Source organism: Carnobacterium sp. AT7 (genome assembly GCF_000171855.1).
Classification (GTDB): Bacteria; Bacillota; Bacilli; order Lactobacillales; family Carnobacteriaceae; genus Carnobacterium_B; species Carnobacterium_B jeotgali.
Genome location: NZ_ABHH01000005.1, coordinates 56,536 through 81,125, shown reverse-complemented (window position 1 = coordinate 81,125; position 24,590 = coordinate 56,536). Strand labels below are relative to the sequence as shown.

Annotated in this window: 20 protein-coding genes and 1 pseudogene; 17 read left to right on the top strand and 4 right to left on the bottom strand. The window is 34.2% G+C overall.

The genetic code is table 11. The features are described 5' to 3' along the window. Nucleotides 1–53 precede the first annotated feature (53 nt). From mmsA to araA, 7 genes are all read left to right on the top strand, one after another. Nucleotides 54–1,583, top strand: a complete 1,530-nt coding sequence (gene mmsA, locus CAT7_RS03295) for a multiple monosaccharide ABC transporter ATP-binding protein (RefSeq protein ID WP_007721960.1) — start codon at nucleotides 54–56, stop codon at nucleotides 1,581–1,583. Then, nucleotides 1,584–2,801 carry a multiple monosaccharide ABC transporter permease gene (gene mmsB, locus CAT7_RS03290; RefSeq protein WP_007721959.1) on the top strand — a complete coding sequence of 406 codons (1,218 nt, stop codon included), beginning with the start codon at nucleotides 1,584–1,586 and terminating at the stop codon, nucleotides 2,799–2,801. It abuts the gene before it with no gap. A 28-nt stretch (nucleotides 2,802–2,829) separates the two neighbouring features. Then, entirely contained in the window at nucleotides 2,830–3,144 is a 315-nt protein-coding gene (locus tag CAT7_RS03285; protein ID WP_007721958.1) for a PTS sugar transporter subunit IIB, read from the top strand. Between the two features lie 330 nt (nucleotides 3,145–3,474). Continuing rightward, nucleotides 3,475–4,560: a GntR family transcriptional regulator gene (locus CAT7_RS03280; RefSeq protein ID WP_007721957.1), complete on the top strand. Its 1,086-nt coding sequence runs from the start codon at nucleotides 3,475–3,477 to the stop codon at nucleotides 4,558–4,560. Nucleotides 4,561–4,727: 167 nt separating this feature from the next. Beyond that, entirely contained in the window at nucleotides 4,728–6,335 is a 1,608-nt protein-coding gene (locus tag CAT7_RS03275) for a xylulokinase (protein WP_007721956.1), read from the top strand. A 61-nt stretch (nucleotides 6,336–6,396) separates the two neighbouring features. Further along, a complete protein-coding gene (locus CAT7_RS03270) occupies nucleotides 6,397–7,098 on the top strand; it encodes an L-ribulose-5-phosphate 4-epimerase (RefSeq protein WP_007721955.1) in 702 nt (233 codons plus the stop codon). Between the two features lie 14 nt (nucleotides 7,099–7,112). Then, nucleotides 7,113–8,537, top strand: a complete 1,425-nt coding sequence (araA, locus tag CAT7_RS03265; protein ID WP_007721954.1) for an L-arabinose isomerase — start codon at nucleotides 7,113–7,115, stop codon at nucleotides 8,535–8,537. 127 nt (nucleotides 8,538–8,664) lie between these two features. On the opposite strand, the gene CAT7_RS03260 is transcribed toward araA, so the two are convergent. The 4 genes from CAT7_RS03260 to CAT7_RS03245 form a co-directional block, all read right to left on the bottom strand. Beyond that, nucleotides 8,665–9,471, bottom strand: a complete 807-nt coding sequence (locus tag CAT7_RS03260) for a hypothetical protein (protein ID WP_007721952.1) — start codon at nucleotides 9,469–9,471, stop codon at nucleotides 8,665–8,667. A 356-nt stretch (nucleotides 9,472–9,827) separates the two neighbouring features. Then, nucleotides 9,828–11,360, bottom strand: coding sequence for an MFS transporter (locus CAT7_RS03255; protein WP_007721950.1), 1,533 nt, complete (start codon nucleotides 11,358–11,360; stop codon nucleotides 9,828–9,830). Between the two features lie 264 nt (nucleotides 11,361–11,624). After that, the gene (locus CAT7_RS03250) at nucleotides 11,625–12,413 is read right to left on the bottom strand and encodes a helix-turn-helix domain-containing protein (RefSeq protein WP_007721948.1); all 789 of its coding nucleotides are present in this window, start codon (nucleotides 12,411–12,413) and stop codon (nucleotides 11,625–11,627) included. 270 nt (nucleotides 12,414–12,683) lie between these two features. Then, nucleotides 12,684–13,235, bottom strand: coding sequence for a GNAT family N-acetyltransferase (locus CAT7_RS03245; RefSeq protein WP_007721946.1), 552 nt, complete (start codon nucleotides 13,233–13,235; stop codon nucleotides 12,684–12,686). Nucleotides 13,236–13,516: 281 nt separating this feature from the next. Between CAT7_RS03245 and CAT7_RS12505 the strand changes: the two are divergent. The 10 genes and pseudogenes from CAT7_RS12505 to CAT7_RS03195 all read left to right on the top strand — a co-directional run bounded on the left by CAT7_RS12505 (nucleotide 13,517) and on the right by CAT7_RS03195 (nucleotide 24,545). Next, nucleotides 13,517–13,993 (top strand): annotated as a pseudogene (locus CAT7_RS12505) (DUF2975 domain-containing protein). A gap of 15 nt (nucleotides 13,994–14,008) precedes the next feature. Beyond that, nucleotides 14,009–14,212 (top strand): helix-turn-helix domain-containing protein, encoded by a 204-nt coding sequence (locus tag CAT7_RS03235; protein WP_007721940.1) that lies wholly within the window; start codon nucleotides 14,009–14,011, stop codon nucleotides 14,210–14,212. 134 nt (nucleotides 14,213–14,346) lie between these two features. Continuing rightward, nucleotides 14,347–16,095 (top strand): sensor histidine kinase, encoded by a 1,749-nt coding sequence (locus CAT7_RS03230; protein ID WP_007721938.1) that lies wholly within the window; start codon nucleotides 14,347–14,349, stop codon nucleotides 16,093–16,095. Nucleotides 16,096–16,097: 2 nt separating this feature from the next. Further along, on the top strand, nucleotides 16,098–16,826 hold the full coding sequence (locus CAT7_RS03225) for a LytTR family transcriptional regulator DNA-binding domain-containing protein (RefSeq protein ID WP_007721936.1): 729 nt from the start codon (nucleotides 16,098–16,100) through the stop codon (nucleotides 16,824–16,826). A gap of 168 nt (nucleotides 16,827–16,994) precedes the next feature. Beyond that, nucleotides 16,995–18,473 carry a carbon starvation CstA family protein gene (locus CAT7_RS03220; RefSeq protein ID WP_007721935.1) on the top strand — a complete coding sequence of 493 codons (1,479 nt, stop codon included), beginning with the start codon at nucleotides 16,995–16,997 and terminating at the stop codon, nucleotides 18,471–18,473. A 508-nt stretch (nucleotides 18,474–18,981) separates the two neighbouring features. Continuing rightward, nucleotides 18,982–20,028 carry a PTS transporter subunit IIC gene (locus CAT7_RS03215; RefSeq protein ID WP_007721933.1) on the top strand — a complete coding sequence of 349 codons (1,047 nt, stop codon included), beginning with the start codon at nucleotides 18,982–18,984 and terminating at the stop codon, nucleotides 20,026–20,028. Nucleotides 20,029–20,067: 39 nt separating this feature from the next. Beyond that, nucleotides 20,068–20,994 carry a 2-dehydropantoate 2-reductase gene (locus CAT7_RS03210; protein WP_007721931.1) on the top strand — a complete coding sequence of 309 codons (927 nt, stop codon included), beginning with the start codon at nucleotides 20,068–20,070 and terminating at the stop codon, nucleotides 20,992–20,994. Between the two features lie 158 nt (nucleotides 20,995–21,152). Continuing rightward, complete coding sequence (locus tag CAT7_RS03205) at nucleotides 21,153–22,019, top strand: YtnP family quorum-quenching lactonase (protein ID WP_007721929.1); 867 nt, start codon at nucleotides 21,153–21,155, stop codon at nucleotides 22,017–22,019. A gap of 243 nt (nucleotides 22,020–22,262) precedes the next feature. After that, nucleotides 22,263–23,483, top strand: coding sequence for an acyl-CoA dehydrogenase FadE (gene fadE / locus CAT7_RS03200; protein ID WP_007721927.1), 1,221 nt, complete (start codon nucleotides 22,263–22,265; stop codon nucleotides 23,481–23,483). A gap of 171 nt (nucleotides 23,484–23,654) precedes the next feature. Continuing rightward, nucleotides 23,655–24,545: a LysR family transcriptional regulator gene (locus CAT7_RS03195; protein ID WP_007721925.1), complete on the top strand. Its 891-nt coding sequence runs from the start codon at nucleotides 23,655–23,657 to the stop codon at nucleotides 24,543–24,545. Nucleotides 24,546–24,590 lie beyond the last annotated feature (45 nt).

Genomic DNA, 24,590 nt, shown 5'->3' with positions numbered 1-24,590 from the left:
ATCTTAAACAAAATTCGATGAATAAGATCCAGAATAAGATTAGGAGTGATTAAGTGTCTGATATAGTATTAGAAATGAAAAATATTACAAAAGATTTTTCAGGAGTAAAAGCGTTAGATAATGTGAACCTTAAAGTGAAAAAAGGAGAAATCCATGCTTTGTGTGGAGAAAATGGAGCAGGAAAATCAACACTTATGAAGGTTTTAAGTGGTGTGTATCCATTTGGAGATTACTCGGGAGATATCATTTATAATGGTGAAGTTAGTCAATTTAAATCGATATCTGACAGTGAGCAAAAAGGAATTGTAATTATTCATCAAGAATTAGCACTTATTCCCTATTTGTCAGTAAAAGAAAATATTTTTTTGGGAAACGAACAATCAAAAAGAGGCATTATTGATTGGAATTTAACTGAAAAGAAAGCTAAAAATCTATTGAATACAGTTGGTTTATCTATCTCACCAAATGCTTTAGTCACTCAATTAGGAGTCGGACAACAACAGTTAGTCGAAATAGCAAAGGCTTTTTCTAAGAATGTTCAATTACTAATATTGGATGAACCGACAGCAGCTCTAAACGAAGATGATAGTGAAAACCTACTAGAACTTATCAAAGAATTTAAGAAGCAAGGAATAACATCTATTATTATCTCTCACAAATTAAATGAAATAACAGCTATTGCGGATAATGTAACTATTATTCGAGATGGAAAAGCAATTGAAACATTGTCAAATGATCAAATTGAAGAAAATCGTATTATCAAAGGGATGGTTGGGAGAGATTTAACCAACAGGTATCCTGATAGAAAACCTAATATAGGAGAAAAAATATTTGAAGTGAAGAATTGGAATGTCTATCATCCTCTCGATACGACGCGAAAGGTGAACAATGATCTTGAGTTCTACATTAATGCTGGTGAAATAGTAGGTATAGCTGGACTAATGGGAGCAGGCAGAACAGAATTTGCTATGAGTTTGTTTGGCAAGTCTTATGGAACCAACATCAGTGGAGAAATTATAAAAGACGGTAAAAATATTAAAGTGAATAATGTGTCTGATGCGATTAAAAATCGTATCGCTTATCTTTCAGAAGATAGAAAACATTATGGTTTGAACTTATTACAAGATATTAAAGAAAATATTACAATAGCAAGCTTAGCTAAAATTTCGACCAAAGGTGTTATAGATAAAGAAAAAGAAATTATTGAGGCTGAGAAATATCGAGATAATATGCGAATAAAAACAAAGGACGTTTATCAAAATGTAGGAAGTTTAAGTGGAGGAAATCAACAAAAAGTCGTCTTAGGCAAGTGGTTAATGTCTGAACCAGATATTCTCTTTCTTGATGAGCCTACTCGCGGTATCGATGTAGGAGCAAAATTTGAAATCTATTCTATTATTGAACAGATGGCAAGTGAAGGAAAAGCTATTTGTATAATTTCGTCAGAATTACCTGAAATATTAGGTATGTGTGACAGAATTTACACAATGAATGCAGGCCGTTTTACAGGTAATATTCCTAAAGAAGGAACTTCACAAGAAGATTTAATGAAATTGATGACTGCTGAGGAGGCAAAGATTTAAATGGAACAAGCAAAAGGAAAAAAAACAGAATTAATCGAAAATAATAGAGAGAAAAAAACAACCAAAGATTTAGCATTGGATATACTTAGTAAATATAGTATGATTTTTATTTTAATAGCTATCTTAATAGCTTTTCAACTTTTGACAGATGGAATTCTCTGGAAACCTTTAAATATTACTAACTTGATTCTACAAAATAGTCATGTGCTAGTTTTGGCTATAGGTATGTTGTTGGTTATCTTGCTAGGAGACGTTGATTTATCGGTAGGTTCAGTAGTAGCTTTTGTTGGAGCAGCCTCTGCCGTTATGATGGTTCAATGGCAATGGAATCCGATGATCGCTATTGTAGCTTCGTTATTAATTGGTGGATTAATTGGAGCTTGGAATGGTTTTTGGGTTTCATATATTGGTATTCCTGCGTTTATTGTCACATTAGCTGGGCTACTCTCCTTCAGAGGTTTAACTCAGGTTATTCTTGGAGGAACAACACTGGCACCTTTTCCAACAGTTTTCACAAAATTAAGTTCAGGCTACATACCTGATTTTATCAGTAATGGCGAATTGCATATGACTTCAATCTTAATAGGATTGATTTTATCATTGATTACAGTATGGAATATGTGGAAAGCTCGCAAAAGAAAGAAAGATAATCTTTTTGAAGTTGAATCTACAGTATGGTTTATGATTAAAGTGGGCATTATGTTTGCTTCAATCATGTTATTAACTTTTGTATTAGCATCTTATCAAGGTTATCCCGTTATTTTAATTCTGTTAGCTATCTTAATCATGGTTTACGGATTTATAACAACAAAATCAACACTTGGAAGACAAATATATGCTATAGGTGGAAATCGAAAAGCAGCTGAATTATCTGGTGTAAAAACAAAGAAACTTACTTTTTGGATTTTTGTGAATATGGGAGTTTTATCTGCATTGGCTGGATTAATAGTAGCTTCAAGACTGAATGCAGCTACTCCAAATGCTGGTAATGGATTCGAATTAGATGCTATTGCAGCAGTATATATAGGTGGGGCATCAGCTTCAGGTGGTATTGGTACAATTCTAGGAGCGGTTATCGGTGGATTGATAATGGGTATTCTGAATAACGGAATGTCTATTATGGGAGTAGGAATCGATTGGCAACAAGCTATAAAAGGTTTGATACTATTACTTGCTGTTGCATTTGATGTCTATAGTAGAAAAAGAAAAGCAGTATAAAACACAATATTTTAGGAGTTGATAACTTTTGGAAAGTAAAACAATCCTTCTTGTATGTACAGCAGGAATTACTACAGGATTACTTGTAAAGAATATTCAAAAGCTTATAGAAGAAGAGGAAAAGGATTATCATATCTATTCAGCACCTGCGATCATTGTAGAAAGCATTATAAAAGAACAAAAAATTGATGCTCTATTAATGGGTCCTCAATCACAATATGAGATCTCTAGATTAGAAGAGTTGCTTAACTATAAAAAAGTACCTTATAGATTAATTGACAATGAGGATTATGAGATATTGAATGCTCAAGCGATCTACAATAAGTTGAAAACAATGTTATAAATAAAGCTATTAAAAAATATAAAAGGTCACATTGATAATAGTTAAATGAATTTTTCCAATTGACTAAAGCAGTTATGACAACAGTTAAAAAGTTGACATGACTGCTTTATTTTATTTTAATCATCCTAATACTTTGAAATAGGTTAAAAGTATTAGGATGAAATTTAAAAGTACAAAAGTTATTTAAATTGATTTGATTAGTTAATTATTTATGTGTGTATATAATGGTGTTAAGCTGTAAATTCAGTGAAATAAACTTGTATATTATTGCAACTACATATGAGTTCCTGTAAAGTATATGTACGTACAAGTTTGGAGAGGAGTGAGCTTATGGGGAAAGAACCAAAGTATATAGTGATTAAAAATAAGTTGAAAGAACTCATTTTAAATGGAGAATACACTATAGATAGCAAAATACCTTCGGAAGCAGAATTAAAAGATAAATTTGATGTCAGCAGACATACTATACGGCAATCTATCTCGGAATTAGTAAATGATGGCTATTTGAAAAGGGAACAAGGTTCAGGAACTTATGTAAGCAATCAATACCAACTAGGAGCGAAAGATACATCGCAAAAGACAATAGGTGTTATTACTACGTACTTATCTGATTATATTTTTCCATCAATTATTAGAGGGATAGAAGATGAACTAAGTAAAAAAGGATATGCCTTGTTATTGTCTAGTACTCAAAATAACGTGGATAATGAAAAAAAGAGTCTTGAAATGATGCTTGAAAAAAATATCGATGGCCTAATTGTTGAACCTACAAAAAGTGCTGAACTAAACCCTAATCTAAACTATTATTTACGAATGCAAGAGAGAGGAATTCCTTATGTCTTCATTAATGCTTCTTATGAAGAGCTTGATGCACCTTCAATAAGGATGGATGACAAGCTAGCAAGTGAGAAATTAACCTCGCATTTATTAGAACTTGGACATACACAAATTTGTGTTATAACAAAAACAGATGATTTACAGGGGAAAAATAGAATGAAAGGATTTATTAAGGCTTATAGCAAAGTTAATAAGGCATTTGATGGTAATTTACTGGTTACGTTTGATACGGAAAATATAAAAGAATTACCGAAAAATATTGATCGAATCTTACAACTTGAAAATCCTCCAACTGCTTTTGTTTGCTATAACGATCAGATAGCTATGAAAGTTATTAAGTGTATTTCTAAAAGTGGGAAAAAAATACCTCAAGATATTTCAGTAGTTAGTCATGATAATTCATTTATGAGCACAGCAACTGATACGAAATTGACGTCTATTAATCACCCTAAAGAACAATTAGGCAGAGATGCAGCAAGTTGGATTATACAAGCGATTGAAAAAAGTTCTTTTAAACAACAATCTATTATATATGAACCAGAATTAATAGAACGTTCTTCAACGGTGGAAAAGAATTAAATAAATAAAAATAGGTATCTGTTTTGGAAAAAAATAACCTTAATGTACGTACAAATGATTTGAAACTTATTGACGTGTACGTACATTAAGGTTATAATTCTTGTATAGAAATGTTAGCGCTTTCTGATTAGATGTTTAAGTAAACTAACCGAGGAGTGAACACGAAAATGAAAAGCAGTTACGAGAAGATTAAAAAGGATATCTTGAATAATCAAACTTCTCTTGGTATTGAGTTTGGATCAACTAGAATTAAAGCAGTATTGATTGATTCAAATCATCTTCCTATCGCATCAGGAAGTTACGAATGGGAAAATCGCTTGGAAGAAGGAATATGGACATATTCGCTTGAAGACGTTTGGAAGGGTTTACAATACAGCTATCAAATGCTTGCTAATGATATTCAAGAACAATACGATGTAGTTTTAACAACTATAGGTTCTATTGGTTTTAGTGCTATGATGCATGGTTATCTGGCATTTGATAGACAAGAAGAGTTATTAGTTCCATTCCGAACTTGGCGAAATGCGATGACTGAACAAGCTGAAAAAGAATTGACTGAACATTTTAACTATCCAATCCCACAACGTTGGAGTATCGCTCATTTGTATCAAGCGATATTAAATAAAGAAGAACATGTAAATGAGATTGATTACTTAACAACTCTTGCCGGATACATTCACTGGAAATTAACTGGTGAAAAAATCCTTGGAGTTGGGGACGCATCAGGAATGTTTCCAATTGATACGAAAACTAAAAACTATCACCAGAAAGCAATGGAGCAATTTAGTGATTTGATTAAAGAACAAGAATACGATTGGAACCTTAAAGATATCTTGCCAGCTATTCTAGTTGCAGGTGATAATGCTGGAATCTTGACAAATGAAGGCGCAAAATTATTAGACCCTTCAGGAAATCTAAAAGCGGGTATTCCTCTTTGTCCACCAGAAGGAGATGCTGGTACAGGTATGACAGCAACTAATAGTGTAGCTGAACGTACAGGAAATGTTTCAGCTGGAACTTCTGCATTCGCAATGATTGTTTTAGAAAAAGAACTACAGAATGTTCATCCTGAAATTGATTTAGTTATGACTCCTTCAGGAAGTTTGGTAGGTATGGTTCATACTAATAATTGTTCGTCAGATGTAAATGCGTGGGTAAATATTTTTGCCGAATTCGCTGTAGCAGCTGGAATGAAGTTGGAAAAAAATGAATTATATAGTCTTTTATTTAACGAAGCGTTAAAGGGCGACCCAGAAGGTGGAGGGTTACTGTCATATGGATATTATTCTGGTGAAAATATTACACGCATGAGTGAAGGTAGACCTTTATTTGTTCGTCAACCCGATAGTCAATTTACACTTGCTAACTTTATGCGTGTGCATTTATTTACAGCGTTTGGTGCTATGAAAATCGGAATGGATATTTTGACGAAAGAAGAACAAATTACTATCGATAAAATTGTTGGACATGGTGGTATTTTTAAAACTGAAAAGGTAGGCCAACAAATTATGGCATCAGTGATGAATGCACCAGTGACAGTCATGGAGACTGCTGGAGAAGGTGGAGCTTGGGGAATTGCTCTTTTGGCTGCTTATCTACGCGAAAAGAACACTAATGATTCTTTGGATGAATTCCTAGACACTAAAGTATTTAAAGATGAAAAAGGGACAACCATTGTACCTCTTAAAGAAGACGTTGCTGGATTCGAAGTGTTTGTTGATCGTTATCAAAAAGGCTTACCAATTGAACAAGCAGCAGTTGATTATCTACGTTAAGTAAATAGAGTATATTAAATCATTAAAGTAAAAGAATGGAATAAATAAGAGGAGGGTAAAAATGCTCGATGCATTAAAAGAAGAAGTCTATAAAGCTAATATGCTATTGCCAAAATATCAACTTATTACATTTACTTGGGGAAACGTCAGTGGTATCGATCGTGAGAAAGGGCTCGTTGTGATTAAACCAAGTGGAGTTGACTATGACTACTTAAAACCAGAAGATATGGTAGTAGTGGACTTGGAAGGTCAAGTGGTTGAGGGTGAACTGAACCCGTCGAGTGATACTGCTACACATATTGAATTGTATAAGGCGTTCCCTAATATAAAAGGCGTCGTGCATACTCATTCGCCATGGGCCGTTTCATTTGCACAAGCTGGTCGTTCTATTCCCATAGCAGGAACAACACAAGGAGATTACTTTTATGGAGACATTCCAGTAACACGGGAAATGAAAGAAAGTGAAATCGTAACTGAGTATGAAAAACAGACTGGAACGGTTATTATTGAAACGTTTAATAAAAAAGGAATTTCACCTGATGAAGTTCCAGGAGTATTGGTTAATGACCATGGACCATTCACATGGGGAACATCTGCTGAGAATGCTGTTCATAATGCAGTAGTGCTAGAGCAAGTTGCTGAGATGACCTATCATTCTTTACAATTAAATGCATTTGATATTCGAATGGACCAAGTATTGCTAGATAAACACTTTAAAAGAAAACACGGAAAAAATGCTTATTATGGGCAAATTAAAAAATAAGGGAGCTAATTAAAATGTTGCAAACAAATGCTAAAGAATTCTGGTTCGTTGTTGGAAGTCAAAACTTATACGGAGAAGAAACATTAAATCAAGTTAAAGAGCACGCTGTTAAGATGGTTGATGGTCTAAATAAAAGTGGTGTTTTATCTTACTCATTAGTATTTAAAGACTTGGTCACTACTTCAGATGAAATCAAAACAGTTATGAAAGAAGTCAATTACCAAGATAATGTTGCGGGAGTAATTACGTGGATGCATACATTCTCTCCAGCAAAAATGTGGATTGCGGGTACAAAATTATTGCAAAAACCATTATTACATCTAGCTACACAATTTAATGAAAAAATTCCTTGGGACACAATTGATATGGATTTTATGAATTTAAATCAATCGGCTCATGGAGATCGGGAATATGGTTTTATTAACGCACGTTTAAAGAAAAACAATAAAATTGTTGTAGGCTATTGGGGAAATAAATCCGTTCAACAAGATATTGCCTTGTGGATGGATTCAGCTATTGGATTTATCGAAAGTCAAAACATTAAAGTTGCACGTTTTGGTGATAATATGCGACATGTTGCAGTAACTGAAGGAGATAAAGTAGAAGCAGCTATCCAGTTCGGTTGGACGGTAGACTACTATGGTATTGGTGATTTAGTAGCAGAAATGGCGAAAGTGACAGAAGAAGAGATTCAAGCTACTTATGAAGATTGTCAAGATTTATATGAATTTGAATTGGGCAATAATGAACTAGCGTATTATGAATCACATGTAAAAGAGCAAATTAAAATTGAAATTGGTTTACGAAGATTCCTTGAAGCCGGTGGATATACTGCATTTACAACGAATTTTGAAGATCTACACGGCATGAAACAACTACCTGGTATGGCTGTCCAACGTTTAAACGCTGAAGGGTATGGTTTTGCTGGAGAAGGTGACTGGAAGACTGCTGCATTAGATCGTTTAATGAAAATTATGGCTAAGAATAAGCAAACAGGTTTTATGGAAGATTACACATATGATTTAACCGAAGGCAATGAAACAATATTACAATCACATATGCTTGAGGTAGATCCTACACTAGCAAGTAATAAACCAAAAGTGGTTGTGCAACCACTTGGTATTGGTGATAAAGAAGACCCAGCTCGTTTAGTTTTTGATGGAGCTGCTGGAAGTGGAGTAGTCGTTTCAATGTTGGATTTGGGAACTCATTATCGATTATTGATAAATGCTGTAGAAGCTGAAGTGCCTACTCAAGAAGCGCCTAATTTGCCAGTAGCGCGAGTGTTATGGAAGCCTAAACCAAACTTTAAAGATGGGGTAACAAGATGGATTCAATCTGGTGGTGGACACCATACAGTAGTTTCATTGGTGTTAACAGTAGAACAAATCCAAGATTGGGCAAAATTAGTTAACTTAGAAACCATAGTGATTGATTAAAAGAAATTAAATTTAAATAAAAGCGACTATACACTTGAAATTAGATATAAAAGTATAGACTTAGTCAGTTTAACTAGCAAAAAAAAAAAACAGAATTTCCTCAGTAGGCAGTTCTGTTTTTTTTGCTTTATGGTTGATTCATTGAAACAACCATCTCTAGAGCTTCTAATGGGACTCTTGTAGTATTCAGCTGGTAAACGATGTTACGGTCTTGCCAACGAATATCTACATCCACTTCTTCTCCGCCTTGATGGTAGTGTATATAAACGATACCTTTGTCATTTGGAGCTGGAAGATACTGTTCTTCTAAATAGTCTACTATTTTTTTGGCTATTCCTGGGTTATTCATTTGATCTTCACTGACTGAACGGATAGAAAAGACCCAGTTTCCTTCTTCCCAACTAAAATAGTGAGTCCCTGCAGCGCCCTCACTGTATCCAGTAATATCGTGTCCTAAATCGGATCCTCTTTCTTCGTGTGGTTCTACTACTTTTCCGTTTGAAAAAGTAGCCATTTCATCACTTGCCGAAGCGGTGTTCTCATAAACCGTTCCAGTAACTTCAGCTAATTCTCCTTGATTATCCAAATAACTAACACTATAGTTATCTTTTTCATTAGTTAATATATCGGACGTAATTGAAGAGGAATCTGTGGTTGGGAAAGCAGTAGGCAATAAGATAAGGTCAGGATTCATTTTCAATTCAGAAACCACATCAATTTGTTTGTCTGAGGGTGTTTTTTGATCTGTTTGATTAGTTGAACTGCTGCTCATTTCAGTAGAAGTCGAACTGCTCTCATTGCCAGTAGCATCAATATCTTCTGATTTGATAATTGAAGATGTGCTAGTTTTAGTATCCTCAATTGACGAACATCCTACTAATACTGCTCCGCATAATCCCAGCATTAAGAGCTGAGAAACTGTCTTTCTTTTCATAAAAAGGCCTCCTTTAGTTAGTTTAAGGATAGCGCTTTCTTTTTTTGAGGTAAACTAAATAGACTTATGAACATAACAAGTTGAACTGGCTAGGAATGAAGCTTGTAGGCGAAAAAGGTTGAATGTCTTTAGAAGGATGAATAAGAAAGGTTCGATATTGGCAAGGCTAATATTGGGATTCTATTAAGTACGGAATTCTTCGTGAAGAATGGAATGAGCTAAATTAAGTTAGAATTTAGTTCTTCATATGTAGAAATGAGACCAAAAGAAATCTAAAAAAAAACACGCACTTGTGGACTAAATAGTCCACAAGTGCGTGTTTTTTTTCTTGTAATACCTTGTAACTTAACTCATTATTAGGGTTGCTTGATAGATTCTGCTAATGCTGTGTTACTTAGAGTTTCATTCGAATCTGAATTATTTTTTCCATCAGAGTTGACATCTTCTTTCAATTTCGCGATTTTTAGTTGAACTTGTTCCATCGCTTTAGCATCAAGTTTATAGAACTTCATGAATACTAATGAGATTGAGATGGCAATGAAAGGAAGTACGGCAAATAAGAGAATGGCAACCATGCGTAAATCAGGATTTAAAGCTGTTTCTTGTGAAGGATACACTTCACTGAATCCTATTCCAGCTAAGACCCAACCAATAACCATTGGCGCTAGAGAAGAGGCTATAGAATCTGTTAGTGAGAAAATTGTACCAATAACACCAGCGACGTAGCGGCTGGATTCACTTGTTTCGTAGTCGCTAATGTCTGCGCCCATTGTAAGAACTAGAGAAGCAGGTGAGCGAGAGAATCCACGAGCAAGTGTGTAGATAGCAATGAATAGTATCGCTTTTATTGTTAAAGCACCAAAATTAACATCACCTGGTTGCATAGTGGAAATCATGAAACCCAATGCTACTAAGAAAACAGCAGCTAATGTTAAGTATAAGACGTACGCACCACGCAAACCTTTTTTACGGGCTAAAGCAACAGCACCAAATGTGATTAATAGATCGGGAATGACTGTAATTAATGAAATTTGTCCAGATAGTTTGAAGTTTCCAAGTAAAATTCCGAATAAGATAACCATTGCAACTTGATCACTCATTAATTGAACCACGAATTTAACAAAAGCTGCGGCCATCGCAAGCACTTGTAATGGACGATTTCCTTTTAAAATATGACCATAGTCTTTTATCGTCGTTTTTTTAGTTTTTTCACCTAACCCAAAATATTCTTTTCTATCCTTACCTGCGATACCAATAGCAGCTAAGATACATAGCACAAATGATAGTATGACAATTGTAATAGCTAATTCTTGGAAGAATCCAAGAGTGAAGCTGTTACCGTATTTAGGTGATAGGTAATTTGAAACGAAAAATTGACCGCCTGTAAATGCAAATATAGTGAAAATACCATCTGCAATGTTAAACATTGGGCGTTGTTTAGGATCATTTGTTAATACAGATTGACCGGCTTTTGTAACAGAAGCTTGTAGAGAATAACCAATTTTATGAACGAGTAAGGCGATAATCAAAACAATTAAACGGGTTGATTCGGGTAATAAATGTGTTGTAAACAGAACGGCAAATGACAAAATTGTAATAAGGTTACCTATTATCATCAATGGACGGTATTTACCAAACTTTGACTCGGTCTTGTCAATGAACATTCCTAAAGCAGGATCGATAAAACCATCAAAAATACGAACATATCCTAATAATTGACTAATGAAGAGAGCGGATAATCCTACTAAACCGGTAGAATAATAAGTTACAAACCCAAATGCAAATAGGTAAATATTTGTTGAAGCGTTATTTAGAGAAAAGAGAACAATTTGCCACCATTTGGCTGTATGATATTGGTTCTTAGTTGGTAAAGCATTTGTTTCTGACATAATGATACCTCCATTTATAATAATATAAGTTATTCACAAGATAAAACTAAGTTCAATCAAAAAAAACAAAAGTGGTAATGATAGCGATTTCATTGATGTTTATGATTTTAATTTACCTAAAGTAGTACGACTAGTTTGGTTCCGTTCACCTCAGCTTAAAATTTCTATAAAAAAAAGTTTACGGAAGCGCTTTCCGCTTTTCCGTAAACTAAGTATAGTCTCTTTTTATTTACTAGACATTAACTAGATATACAATTATTTGAACTATATTTGCATTTTTAAATTTGCATAATTAGCAGGTGCTTCACCGGTTAATTTTTTGAAAACCTTACTAAAGTAGGAACTGCTGTTATAGCCTAGACGCTCGGAGACTTCTCCAACACTCATTTCTTTTCCTTGTAACAATAATTTAGCAGCTTCGATTTTTTGCTGATTGACGTATTCACTGATAGTATAGTTGGTCTCTTTTTTAAATTTTCGAGCCAAATGGGAATCGTTGACATGGAATGTTTCAGATAAAATAGTAACAGTTACTTCTTCCGAAATATGATTACCAATATAGTTAACGACTTCTTTAACCAGATTAGAATAATGGATTGTTGAAAAGTTTTCCACTAAGTCACAAAATTCATCAAACATCTTTGGACTAACAACATATTCGAGATATTCTGGTGTCGGAGCTTGCTCGATTTGAAGTGCATATTTTTCAGATATCAAATGCAAATTAATCGCAGGAACTCCGCCTAGGGCAGCTCCAATTCTACACAACGTATTTCGAATAATCATTCCATTCTTGCGTGTACGCAAAATATCTTCATGAATAATCGGGTTAGCATAGTAATAAGGATGGGTTATTTCTGAAGCTACATAATTTTTTGCTGTATTCAATAGTTCTTTATTACCAGTTTTAATAGCTTGAATTAACATTGAATCTCGTTCCATTGATTTTTCTATATACTCCATAGAATTGCCTTTATTTTGAATAGTGACCTCTGATAAAATATGATAAAGACTCGTTTCGCTAATGTTTTCATTCAAAATATCGTGTTCCATTTCTATCACCTCAAGATGATTTATTCCAATTGTACTATAACGAAAATATCGATTAAAGACCAATTTGTGAGGTTCATTCTTTTAGAATGCTAAATATAATTAGTAAGACGTTGGTAAATAAAATCAATATCAAAGTAGTCATCGAATCCATTTTTTTTAACTGAAAAAGCCGTGAGAAAAGTGTCTTTGTACAGTGCAACTAATAAGGCTATTAAAGTACACAATATGAAATGAAAAAACAAAGAATATCCTATTGAAAAACTTAGGTTATTAGAGATGAAATTCAGATTTCAAAAGGGAGTATTTGTTCATATCACGTGATTCACCATACATAATGATGTCTCCTTTATCTGCTCCAACTAAAGAAAACCCACTCTTTAAGGCTACAGCATTACTGCCTATATTTTTGATGTCTGCAACAATAGAAAGTTTATTTAATTCCATTTCTTCGAAAGCTATTTGGCATACTTTTTTTACACATTTAGTTATTATTCCTTTTTTAGTTTGAGAAGAATGAATCCAATAACCTATTTCTGCCTTCTTATTACGAGCATCAATATAATGTAAATCAATAGAACCAACTAATTTATCTTCATAGGAAATTAAAAATAGCCTATCTGTTCCTTTTATTTGACCGGATAATTTCATATTTATGTACTTAATCTCATCAGTTGGATCTTTGGTTACGTCGACAAAGTCAAGGAATTGTCTGATATGCTTTCTATCACTATCTACCAAATCAAAAAGTGTTGATGCCAAAGCTACAGTAGGTTGTACAAGTGCTAATTTTGAATCTATTGGCAAATGAAAATAATGATTCATATAAAATTCTCCTTTATTGAATAAATTGTCTACTTAAATAATTGCAAACTCCCCTTACTTATTTCTCAGTTTCCATGTTCATTCTCCTTAGTATTACTTTAGAGTGATGCTTATTTAAACTATATATTTTGCACACTAATTAGTCAAATAACCTTAGAGGACGAGTTACTAATGCATTTTTTTATAATAACTTAAATTTATCTTAAATAGATATTTATTTATTGATAAACAATAAATATTAAGTTAAAATCCAAACTATAATAAACAAGGGAGGTTGTTTTATGAAACATGGACCAACATTATTTTTAAAGTTAGCCGTTCTTTTTATTGGTCTTCCAGTTATTTCATTGTGTGTGTTTGGATTGATTTGGTTAATGAGCAATCCGGCAAATCCAGATTATGATCAATTACTCTATCCTATTATAGCGGGTATGTATCTATCTGCTATACCGTTTTTCATTGCGTTATATCAAGCATTTAAACTGTTAAGCTATATTGACAATAATCAAGCGTTCTCAGGTTTTTCGGTTAAAGCGTTAAAGAAAATCAAGGTTTGTGCATTGGTAATCAGTTGAGTGTATGTAAGCATATTGCCATTTGTTTTTGGTTTAGCACAAATGGATGATGCCCCAGGACTTATCTTAGTCGGAATGGTTCCAATTTTTGCATCATTGGTTATCGCAATCTTTGCTGCAGTTCTTCAAAGACTTTTACAAGATGCTATTGAGATAAAAAAAGAAAATAATTTAATAGTCTGATTTGAGGTGAAGAATATGGCCATTATAATTAATATAGATGTAATGTTGGCAAAACGAAAAATGAGCGTAACTGAACTTTCAAATAAAGTTGGCATCACGATGGCGAATCTTTCAATATTGAAAAATGGAAAAGCAAAGGCAATTCGCTTTTCTACTTTAGAGGCGATTTGCAAAGCCTTAGACTGTCAACCTGGAGATATTTTAGAATACAAGAAATAATAGGGAACAATAAAAAAAATAGAGGCATAAACAAGTAGAGCTCTGCATCAATTGATGAAGAGCTCTATTTGTTTATGTGCATAATGGGTTTTTGTAAGGTAAACTAGAGGTATCAAACTTTAGGAAGTGAAAAGATGTTCAACTTATTTATTTTAATGCTTGAACGTGGCGGATTGATTATTATTTTGGCATATATTTTAATGAATATTCCTTATTTTAAAAATCTTTTAGGAAATCGAAGAAGAGCAAGTACGATGGTTCAGCTGATTGTAGTATTCGGAATATTTGCTATTATTTCTAATTTTACCGGTATAGAAATTGACGGAAATCAAATTATGATCGATCAACCATTTACTGACTTAGCCACCCATTCTTCGCTGGCTAATACACGTGTATTGACGATTGGTGTTTCAGGATTGATAGGAGGACCGATCATAGGTGTGAGTGTAGGAATCATTTCGGGAGCTATCCGCTATCTTCAAGGCGGAATGGACGCTTATATTTACGTGATTTCATCTATATTAGTTGGATTATTTTCCGGGTTATATGGGTTGAAGTCTATTCGGGAAAATACTTATCCAAAAGTTGGAGAGGGACTCGTCTTTGGTGCAGCAATGGAAGCTGTCCAAATGGTGTGTATTATTTTATTAAGTACAAACTTCCAAGAAGCTGTAAATTTAGTCAAATTTATTGGGTTGCCCATGATTTTGACGAACAGTATTGGAACAGGGATTTTCTTGTCGATCATTGACTCAACATTGCGGCAGGAAGAACAGACAAGAGCCGTCCAAACCCATGATGTTTTCCAATTGACCAATGAAACGATGCCTTATTTTCGTTCGGGCATGAATGAAGAATCCTGTACGCAAGCAGCAAAAATCATTCAGAAGCTGATCAAAGTTTCAGCTGTAAGCATCACCAACAAAGATAGCATTTTAGCACATGTTGGTGCAGCCAGTGATCATCATTTTCCGTCAAAAAAAATAGTGACCAACTTATCTAAAGAAGTTTTGCGAACGGGAGAGATCAAAGAAGCACATTCTCATGGAGAAATCGGGTGTGATCACCCTGGCTGCCCATTAGAAGCTGCAATCGTTATTCCTTTAAAGTCAAAGGAAAAAACGATTGGAACGTTAAAGTTGTATTTCACTGACGCCTCAAAGTTGACCTTTGTTGAAAGACAATTAGCGGAAGGCTTGGCTACTATATTTTCCAGTCAAATTGAACTTGGCGAAATGGAATTGCAAAGTCAACTATTGCAAGATGCAGAAATCAAATCGTTGCAAGCTCAAGTAAACCCACATTTCTTCTTTAATACCATCAATACCATTTCTGCATTGATTCGAGTGGATAGTGAGAAAGCTCGCGAAATGTTGCTGCAGTTGAGTACCTTTTTCCGATCTAATCTGCAAGGTGCCAGAACGAATGTGATTCCTTTAGAAAAAGAACTGCTTCAAGTAGAAGCTTATATGAAGTTGGAACAAGCGCGCTTTCCAGATCGCTATCAGGTCGAAATGAACATAGAAAATGGGTTGAAGAATATTTTATTGCCTCCATTTGTGATTCAAATATTGGTAGAAAATGCCTTTAAACATGCATTTAAAAACCGGAAAGTGGATAATCTAGTCCAAGTAACGGTCAATAAGATGGATCAGGACATTCTCGTAAGTGTACAAGACAATGGTTATGGGATAGAAGAGGATAGGCTTGGAAAATTAGGCAAAGAAAGTGTTACTTCTGAAAAAGGAACCGGATCAGCTTTAGAAAATTTAAATAAGCGCCTGATCAGTTTATTTGGGGATAAAGCTCAATTGAACTTTAAATCTTCAGAACAAGGAACCGTTGTTTTTTGCAAGATACCTTACCAAGGAATGGAGGGATAAAAATGTATACCTTAATAGTGGATGATGAACCATTAGCTAGAAATGAACTGGCGTATTTATTGGAACGTTGTGAAGGAATTACAGCTATCGTTGAAGCCGAATCTATTGAAGAAGCTTTGGAAAAAATGCTGCAGCATGAAATAGATTTGATTTTCTTAGATATTCATTTGACCAGTGAAAGCGGACTGACGTTAGCGAATAAAATCAACCAGTTAAAGAATCCGCCAATGATTATTTTTGCGACCGCTTATGATGAATATGCCATAAAAGCATTTGAATTAAATGCAACGGATTACGTTTTAAAACCGTTTGAATTGCCTCGAATTCAAGATGCTGTCCAAAAAGCGTACACTAGATATCAAAAAGAACGGGTACAATTGCAAGCGGAGGACAAACAAGAATACTTAAAGACGATCCCTATTCAAATGGACGAGCGTATCTACATTGTTAAAATCGAAGACATTATTGCTATCGCTGTGGAAAACGGCATTACAACTATCTATACTGATGAGAAAGAATACACTGCGACTGAACCTTTAAACGCCTATGAAGAAAAAGTGAAAGGGCATGCTTTTTTGCGAGTACACCGCTCTTATTTGCTTAACATGAAAGAGATCCTAGAAATACAGCCGTGGTTTAACCATACGTTTCTCGTTACGATGAGCAATCAAGTGAAAATCCCGGTAAGTAGACATTATATGAAACAATTTAAAGAAGAAGTAGGATTGTAATGGCTCATTGATTAAATGAATTTGAGAACTGCTGGCGGGCACTTTAGCTAGCAGTTTTGCTATGTCAGCTTGATTTGGATCCTAAACCTCATTTTTTATAGTACAGTAGGGCTATAAAAAAATTGGCAACGCCAATTTTTTGCTTAATACTATAAGGAGGTAGGAAAAATGATTACGTTGTTGGGTGGTATCGCGTTATTAATTTTAGGTTATTTTATTTATGGAAAGTATATTGAAAAGAATTTTGGTATTGATCCGGATCGTACAACGCCTGCAGAAGCATTGAGAGACGGCTACGATTTTGTCCCAATGTCTAAATCTAAAAATGCTATTATTCAATTATTAAATATTGCAGGAACAGGCCCTATTTTCGGACCAATAATGGGAGCGCTTTACGGACCAGTTGCTTACATTTGGATTATCGTAGGTTGTATTCTAGGAGGAGCAGTGCACGATTATATGCTAGGTATGATTTCTTTACGAAATGATGGTGCCCACTTGCCAGAATTAGCTAGCAAATACTTAGGGAAACCGGTAAAACATGTGGTGAATATTTTTTCTATGCTGCTTCTGATGTTAGTTGGTACAGTTTTCGTTACTTCACCAGCTAATTTGATTGAAAGTATTACACCTGACTGGTTAACATTAGGTGTAATCATTGGATTAATCTTTATGTATTATCTCATTTCAACCATTTTGCCAATCGATAAAGCAATGGGGGCTGTTTATCCTTATTTTGGAGCTATTTTAATTATCAGCACGCTAGCTATTGGATTGAGCTTGATTTTTGGTGGACACAGCATACCAAACTTAACACCAGGGACGATGCAAAACTTCAATCCAGAAGGGACACCTATTTTTCCTGCGCTATTCTTTACCATTTCTTGTGGAGCTTTATCTGGTTTTCATGCTACACAAGCGCCAATGGTTTCTAGAACGTCTAAAAATGAAAAAGAAGGACGCTTTACTTTTTATGGCATGATGATTGCTGAAGGTGTGATTGCAATGATTTGGGCTGCGGCATCTATGTCTTTATTTAATGGACAAACACTCAGTCAAATGATCAATAATGGGACGCCATCACTTGTAGTGAACCAAGTATCTTACATGTTGTTGGGTAGTGTCTTTGGGACAGTTGCGATTATTGGTGTAATTGTATTGCCAATCTCTTCAGGTCTTTCTGCTTTTAGAAGTTTACGTACGATAGCTGCAGATTACTTGCATATTAAACAAGATACACTGAAAAAAGTATTGATGGTAACCATTCCTCTATACATTATTTCTTTAATCTTAACGCAAGTTGATTTTAATATTTTATGGAGATATTTCAACTGGGCAAATCAAGTTACGGCAGTAATTTCTCTATTAGTCTCTACACGTTATTTATATTTAAAAAATAAAAACTATTTCGTGACTCTTCTTCCCGGAATATTCATGCTATATGCTTGTGTGGTCTATATATTTAGTGAACCAATTGGCTTAGGTATGGGATTGAGTAGGCTAACGTATATTTTAAGTTTAATTTTAACAATTGGTATTATGATTCTTTATTGGGAAACCGGTAAAAAGCAAAAAAGAAGTTTAGATCCATCAGACGAATTGTTAAATGATCAATTGCCAATTGGTACATTTTCATCAAATAATTAGTAAAATGTTTTAAACAAGAAAGAGCAAATTCTTCAATTTTTAAATTTTGCTCTTTCTTTCTTTCTTTTTGTGTGATGAGGTGACTAATATTTGAGAGTACTTTTAAAATTTGATAAAATGTTTTTTTATGCAAGAAAATGTTCAGATAGATTTTTTTATTAGTGATTAGGTAATTAAATGGTTTGTTTTGTTATTCGTTGAGCAATTAGATGGGTATTAAGTTGGAAAATTAAATTTGTATTTGAAATCAATTGGTATTTTAAGCATAGTCATCTTTCAAACGAGTCTTTATATACGTTGTTTGTAATAGGAAAGATGATTGTTTAGATAAGTATACCAATCAATTACGCGAAAAAAACAGATGAGTAAAAAATTAGAATATGATATTTATATTGAAACGAAAGATAGATTGTGATAAATTTAACTAGTAGTAAATATTAGTGAATAGTTTAACAAATATAAAAAAGGGTTAATTATTCATTTAATAAAACAAGAGAGGTTGAGTTTAATGGGAGATACAGTAAAATATACGAGTAAAGATTATTTAAACAAGGTTTTAGGAGGAACGGCATCGGGTATTGTTATCGGATTGATTGCTAATGCGATACTAGGGTCGATATTTAAAGCTCTTATTCCTTATGGATCTATATTTGCACTGCTATCAAGTGTGGTTATGGTTATGCAATTTATTACACCCGCTATTATTGGTGTGCTTGTAGCTTTACAGTTTAAAATGAACGGAATGGAAAGTGTCGTTATTGGAGCAGCAACATTCTTAGGATCTGGTGCTTATAAAGTTACCGAAACGGGTGTTCAATTAGTTGGCATCGGAGATTTAATAAATGTTATGCTTGTTTCTGCTATTGCCGTTTTTGTTACCCGTTTATTGCAAGGCAAATTAGGCTCATTGACATTGATCTTGATGCCAATTATTGTTGGTGCTGGGGTAGGAACAATTGGTTTGATTATGTTACCATATGTTGGAATGATTACTTCTACAATAGGGAATTTAATCAATAGCTTCACGACTCTTCAACCATTAGTGATGGCTATTTTGATTTCGGTGGCTTTCTCAGTATTAATTATTTCACCGATCTCAACAGTAGCGATTGGAATTGCTATTGGCGTATCTGGTTTAGGAGCTGGTGCTGCAGCAGTAGGAGTGACAGCATGTACAGCTATTCTTGTTATCGGCTCTATCCGAATTAATCAAACAGGAACCACTTTGGCCATCTTACTTGGTGCTATGAAGATGATGATTCCTAACTTAATTAAGTACCCAAAAATCATGATTCCTGTTGTGCTGAATGCCATTGTTTCAGGTATAGGGGTTTATGTTCTTACGATTCATGGAACTCCGCAAACAGCTGGTTTTGGAATCGTGGGACTAGTTGGACCTATTCAAGCTTTCAATATGGGAACTGGGTTGTTAAATGTTTTATTAGCCTATTTTGTAATTCCTTTCGTTGGAGGATATATTATTGACTTGGTATGTAGCAAGTTCTTACATGTTTATGAGGATGAAATCTTTAAATTTATCCCTGCATCAAACTAATACAAAAGATACGTTAAATTAAATTGGAGGAATTTTATAATGAAAATAGCAATTGCAGGTTCAGGAGCTTTAGGATGTGGATTTGGTTACATGATGCAAAAAGGTGGAAATGATGTTACATTATTAGATTTTTGGGACGAACATATCAATACCATTAAAGAAAATGGATTGTCAGTTACAGTAAATGGCAAAGAAGATACTATCAATATTTCAATTGGCAAACCGGAAGAGATCAAGGATACATTTGATACTATTTTTATCTTTACTAAATCAATGGGTTTGAGACATATGTTGGAAGAAATCAAACACACGTTAACAGAAGACACAAAAGTGGTGTGCTTATTAAATGGATTAGGACATGCGAATACCATCTCTGAATATATTCCTAAAAAGAATATCATCATGGGAACAACAGTGTGGACAGGTGGTCTAGACGCACCTGGGAAAACGCATTTTATGGGAGAAGGTCCTGTTGAAGTTCAAAATAGTGATGAGAACGAAGAAGAAGGTACACGTCAAGTTGTTCAAATGATGGCAGATTGTGGACTAAACGGAGTGTATAGTTCAAATGTCCATTTTACAACTTGGAGAAAAGCATGTGTTAATGGAACAATGAATGCCCTTTGTTCTTTATTGGACTGCAATATCAAAGAATTGTTTGATGTGGCTCAAATTGACGAATTAAATCAAGGAATTGTTAGTGAATTTTCTCGAGTAGCAGAAACGGAAGGTGTAACATTAGATGTTGAAGAAACGATTAATTACTTGAAAGGAATTGCCGAAAAAGTTGGTGGACATTATCCATCAATGCATCAAGATTTAAAGAATAAACGCCCAACTGAAATCGACTTTTTGAATGGCATGGTAGCAAAAGAATCTGAACGTAGAGGTTTTGAAGCACCATATAGCAAACAAATCACGCAGTTAATCCATGCAAAAGAAGATATCCTAGGAATTAAACGTTAAAAACGACTTTAAAAAAAGGTTCAAAGTAAAAAACTTTGAATCTTTTTTTGTTGATCAAATTATTAAATGTTTTTCTTAATTTTGAATAAATACGAAAGATTGCGTATAATCAATTGGGAATGAATGGAAACGCTTTTTTTAATAGAAGGAGGAAGAAGATGGATAGTTTAGTATTTCATGACATGAAGTTAACTTGGATGGATGGTGGAATCACTTCTATGGATGGAGGAGCAATGTTTGGGGTAGTGCCTAAACCATTATGGTCACGTAAATATCCGGTCAATGAAAAAAATCAAATCGAGTTACCAACGGATTCGATTCTGATCCAATATCAAAATAAGAATTATTTGATTGATGCTGGAGTAGGGCAAGGGAAATTATCAGATAAGCAACGACGCAATTATGGAGTTGTGGAAGAGACAAAGATAAAGGAAAGTCTAGCAGAACTTGGATTGACCGTGAATGACATTGATGTATTATTAATGACACATTTACATTTTGACCATGCCGGCGGATTAACACATTGGGAAAATGAGAAGCTCGTTTCTACTTTTCCAAGTGCAGCTATTTACGTTAACGAGATTGAATGGGATGAAATGAGAAATCCAAATATTCGTTCCAAAAGCACGTATTGGAAAGAAAATTGGGAGCCAGTTCAGGATCAAATCATTACGTATCAGGAATCGCTTGAAGTAGTGCCTGGAATTGATATGATCCACACTGGAGGACACAGTGTAGGGCATGCATTAATCAAACTAACACAAAATGGTGAAACGTTAGTGCATATGGCCGACATCATGCCAACACATGCACATCAAAATCCTTTATGGGTCTTGGCTTACGATGATTATCCAATGACGTCTATATTCAGTAAAGAAAAATGGATGAAAGAAGCTTATAAAAACCAGTATAAATTCATTTTTTACCACGATGCGTATTATCGTATGATTGAATGGGATGAGACTGGAAAAAATGTAGTAGATTCATTGAAGCGAAGTAAACAAGCATATATTACCTTTAACTAAAACAAACAACACTATTTAAAAGCTGATTTTAAGAATCTGTTTTTAGATAGTGTTTTTATTTTTGTCATTTATTTTGAAAAAAGCAATAAACTATAGGTTTGTAGAATGACGTTAAGTTCTTCTTATACCTTCTATAATTTATGGTAAGTAGACTAAAATTTATAAATGGCTTAAATTAAGCATTGTAAGCGGTTGATAAAACAAAACCTATTAAAAATTAAAAATAATTAAGGGGCGATTAAAATGATGAACACAAAGACAATGGAAAGACCAGTTGATTTAGCTACTTTTTATCCATCAGATCTTTATGAGTATTCAAGTGCATTAACAGATGGAGAATTAACAGTTTTAAAAGAGTTGCGTGAGGCTCTTGAAATAAATTTACGTCCTGTACTAAGTGAGTATTGGGAAAAAGCCGAATTTCCTTTTGAAGCTTTTGAGAAAATCGGAAAAGTAAGAATGATGGATAATCCATTGTTATTTGAAGGTCGTGAAAATACACGTAAACCAAGCGAATTATACAACGTTTTTAGATATTTTGAGTTAGCTAAACTAGATGCTTCTATCGCAACCTTCTACACGGTTCATGGCGGATTATTCTACGCAACGTTGTTACAAGGCGGAAATGAAGAACAAATCGAACGTTGGGCTGATAAAACAGCTTCGTATGAAATTCAAGGGTGTTTTGCTTTGACCGAACCCGAACACGGTTCAGATATTGCTGGCGGACTAGCAACTACTGCACGTAAAGAAGGCGATACTTGGATCATCAATGGAGAAAAACGTTGGATCGGTGGAGCTGGATCAGCAGATGAAATGGCTGTATTTGCTCGTGATGAAGCGGATGGAAAAGTTAAAGCCTTTATGGTTCCTGGTAAAGCTGAAGGGGTACATGTTCAAAAAATCGAAGGAAAAATTTCACTTCGTATGACACAAAATGGGCATATCACGTTTACGGATGTGAAAGTTGGAGAAGATCGCAGATTGCAAAACGTGAATTCATTTAAAGATGTAGCAGGTATTCTACGGATTACGCGTGCAGATATCTCTCATTTGGCGACAGGATTAACAGCAGGTGCGTTTGAAGCTGCTTTACGTTACGTCAAACAACGCGAACAATTTGGTAAGAATTTAGGTTCATTCCAATTGGTTCAAGAAAAACTGTCTATCATGCAAGCAAACGTAACGGCTAATTTAAGTTTCTCTGTACGTTTAGCTCAAATGCAGGAAGAAGGCAATTACCGCGAAGTGAATTCTTCAATGGCAAAAATGCATAATGCTTTACGCATGCGTGAGACTGTTGCATTAGCTCGCGAAGTAGTCGGTGGAAATGGAATTACACTGGAAACGGATGTTGCTCGATTCTTTGCAGATGCAGAAGCTATCTACTCTTACGAAGGAACACATGAAATCAATGCTTTAATTGTTGGAAGATATTTGACAGGTGTAGGCGCTTTTGTTTAAATGTTATTAAAAACTCAGAAAACGGGATCAATGATCCTTGTTTTCTGAGTTTTTTTGTCTCCTTTTGCACAAACATCTTTAACCATGGTATTCTATATATAGATATAATTATTTCTTATGACATAAACTGGTCTCAAAAGGAATAATCAAAAAAAAGGGGAATAACTGGAATTGGATATTACACAATTGAATTATTTTATCAACATTGTTGAATGCGGTTGCAATTTATCGTTAGCTGCAAAAAAAATTCATATCTCGCAGTCAGCTTTAAGCCAAATGATTACTAATTTTGAAAAAGATGAAGAATTAAGTCTCTTTTATCGTAAAAATGGAAGATTAGAAGAAATGACACCAAGTGGTATTAAGTTATACCGATATGCTTTAGATATTTTGAAAATGCATGATGAAATGAAAAATATGATTCGTAAAGAATCATCCAAACAAAAAGGAACGATTCGTTTAGGTGTACCTTCTTTGATTTTACGTGTTTTCTTTTCCAACTTCTTCTCTAAATTCATCGTGGAAAACCCGGAAATTAAAATAGAGATTGTAGAAGATGGCTGTAATGAGTTGAGAAGGATGTTCTTGCAAAAAGATTTAGATTATGTCGTATTGATCGAACCAACGAATCTTGATCCGAAAGCCTATGAAGAGCATGTGATTCAAATTGATGAATTAACAGCTTTTATGTCAACAACTCATGATTTAAGCAGGAAGAATAAAATCAATTGGACAGAAATTGATGATTACCCAATTGCTACATTTAATGAATCATTTGTGACCAACGATTTAGTTAAACGAACATTTAAGGAACAAAATTCTAATGCAGAAATTATTTTTACTTCTTCTTCGTGGGATTTTTTAATTGAAACAACTCGTTACTCAGATACAATTGCTATTTTACCTTCACCTATTGGACGCTATTTAAACAGTGAGGATTATGTGGAAAAAACATTTAAGAACCCGATTCCTTTTAATGTTCTATTGTGCCGTCCGATAAAAACTAATTATTCAGTTGTTGAAACAAATTTACATGAATCTGTTTTAAGTTATTTTTACTGATTCATGAAGTAAGCAGTACAAATTAGCTTGAAATTGTGCAAGAAA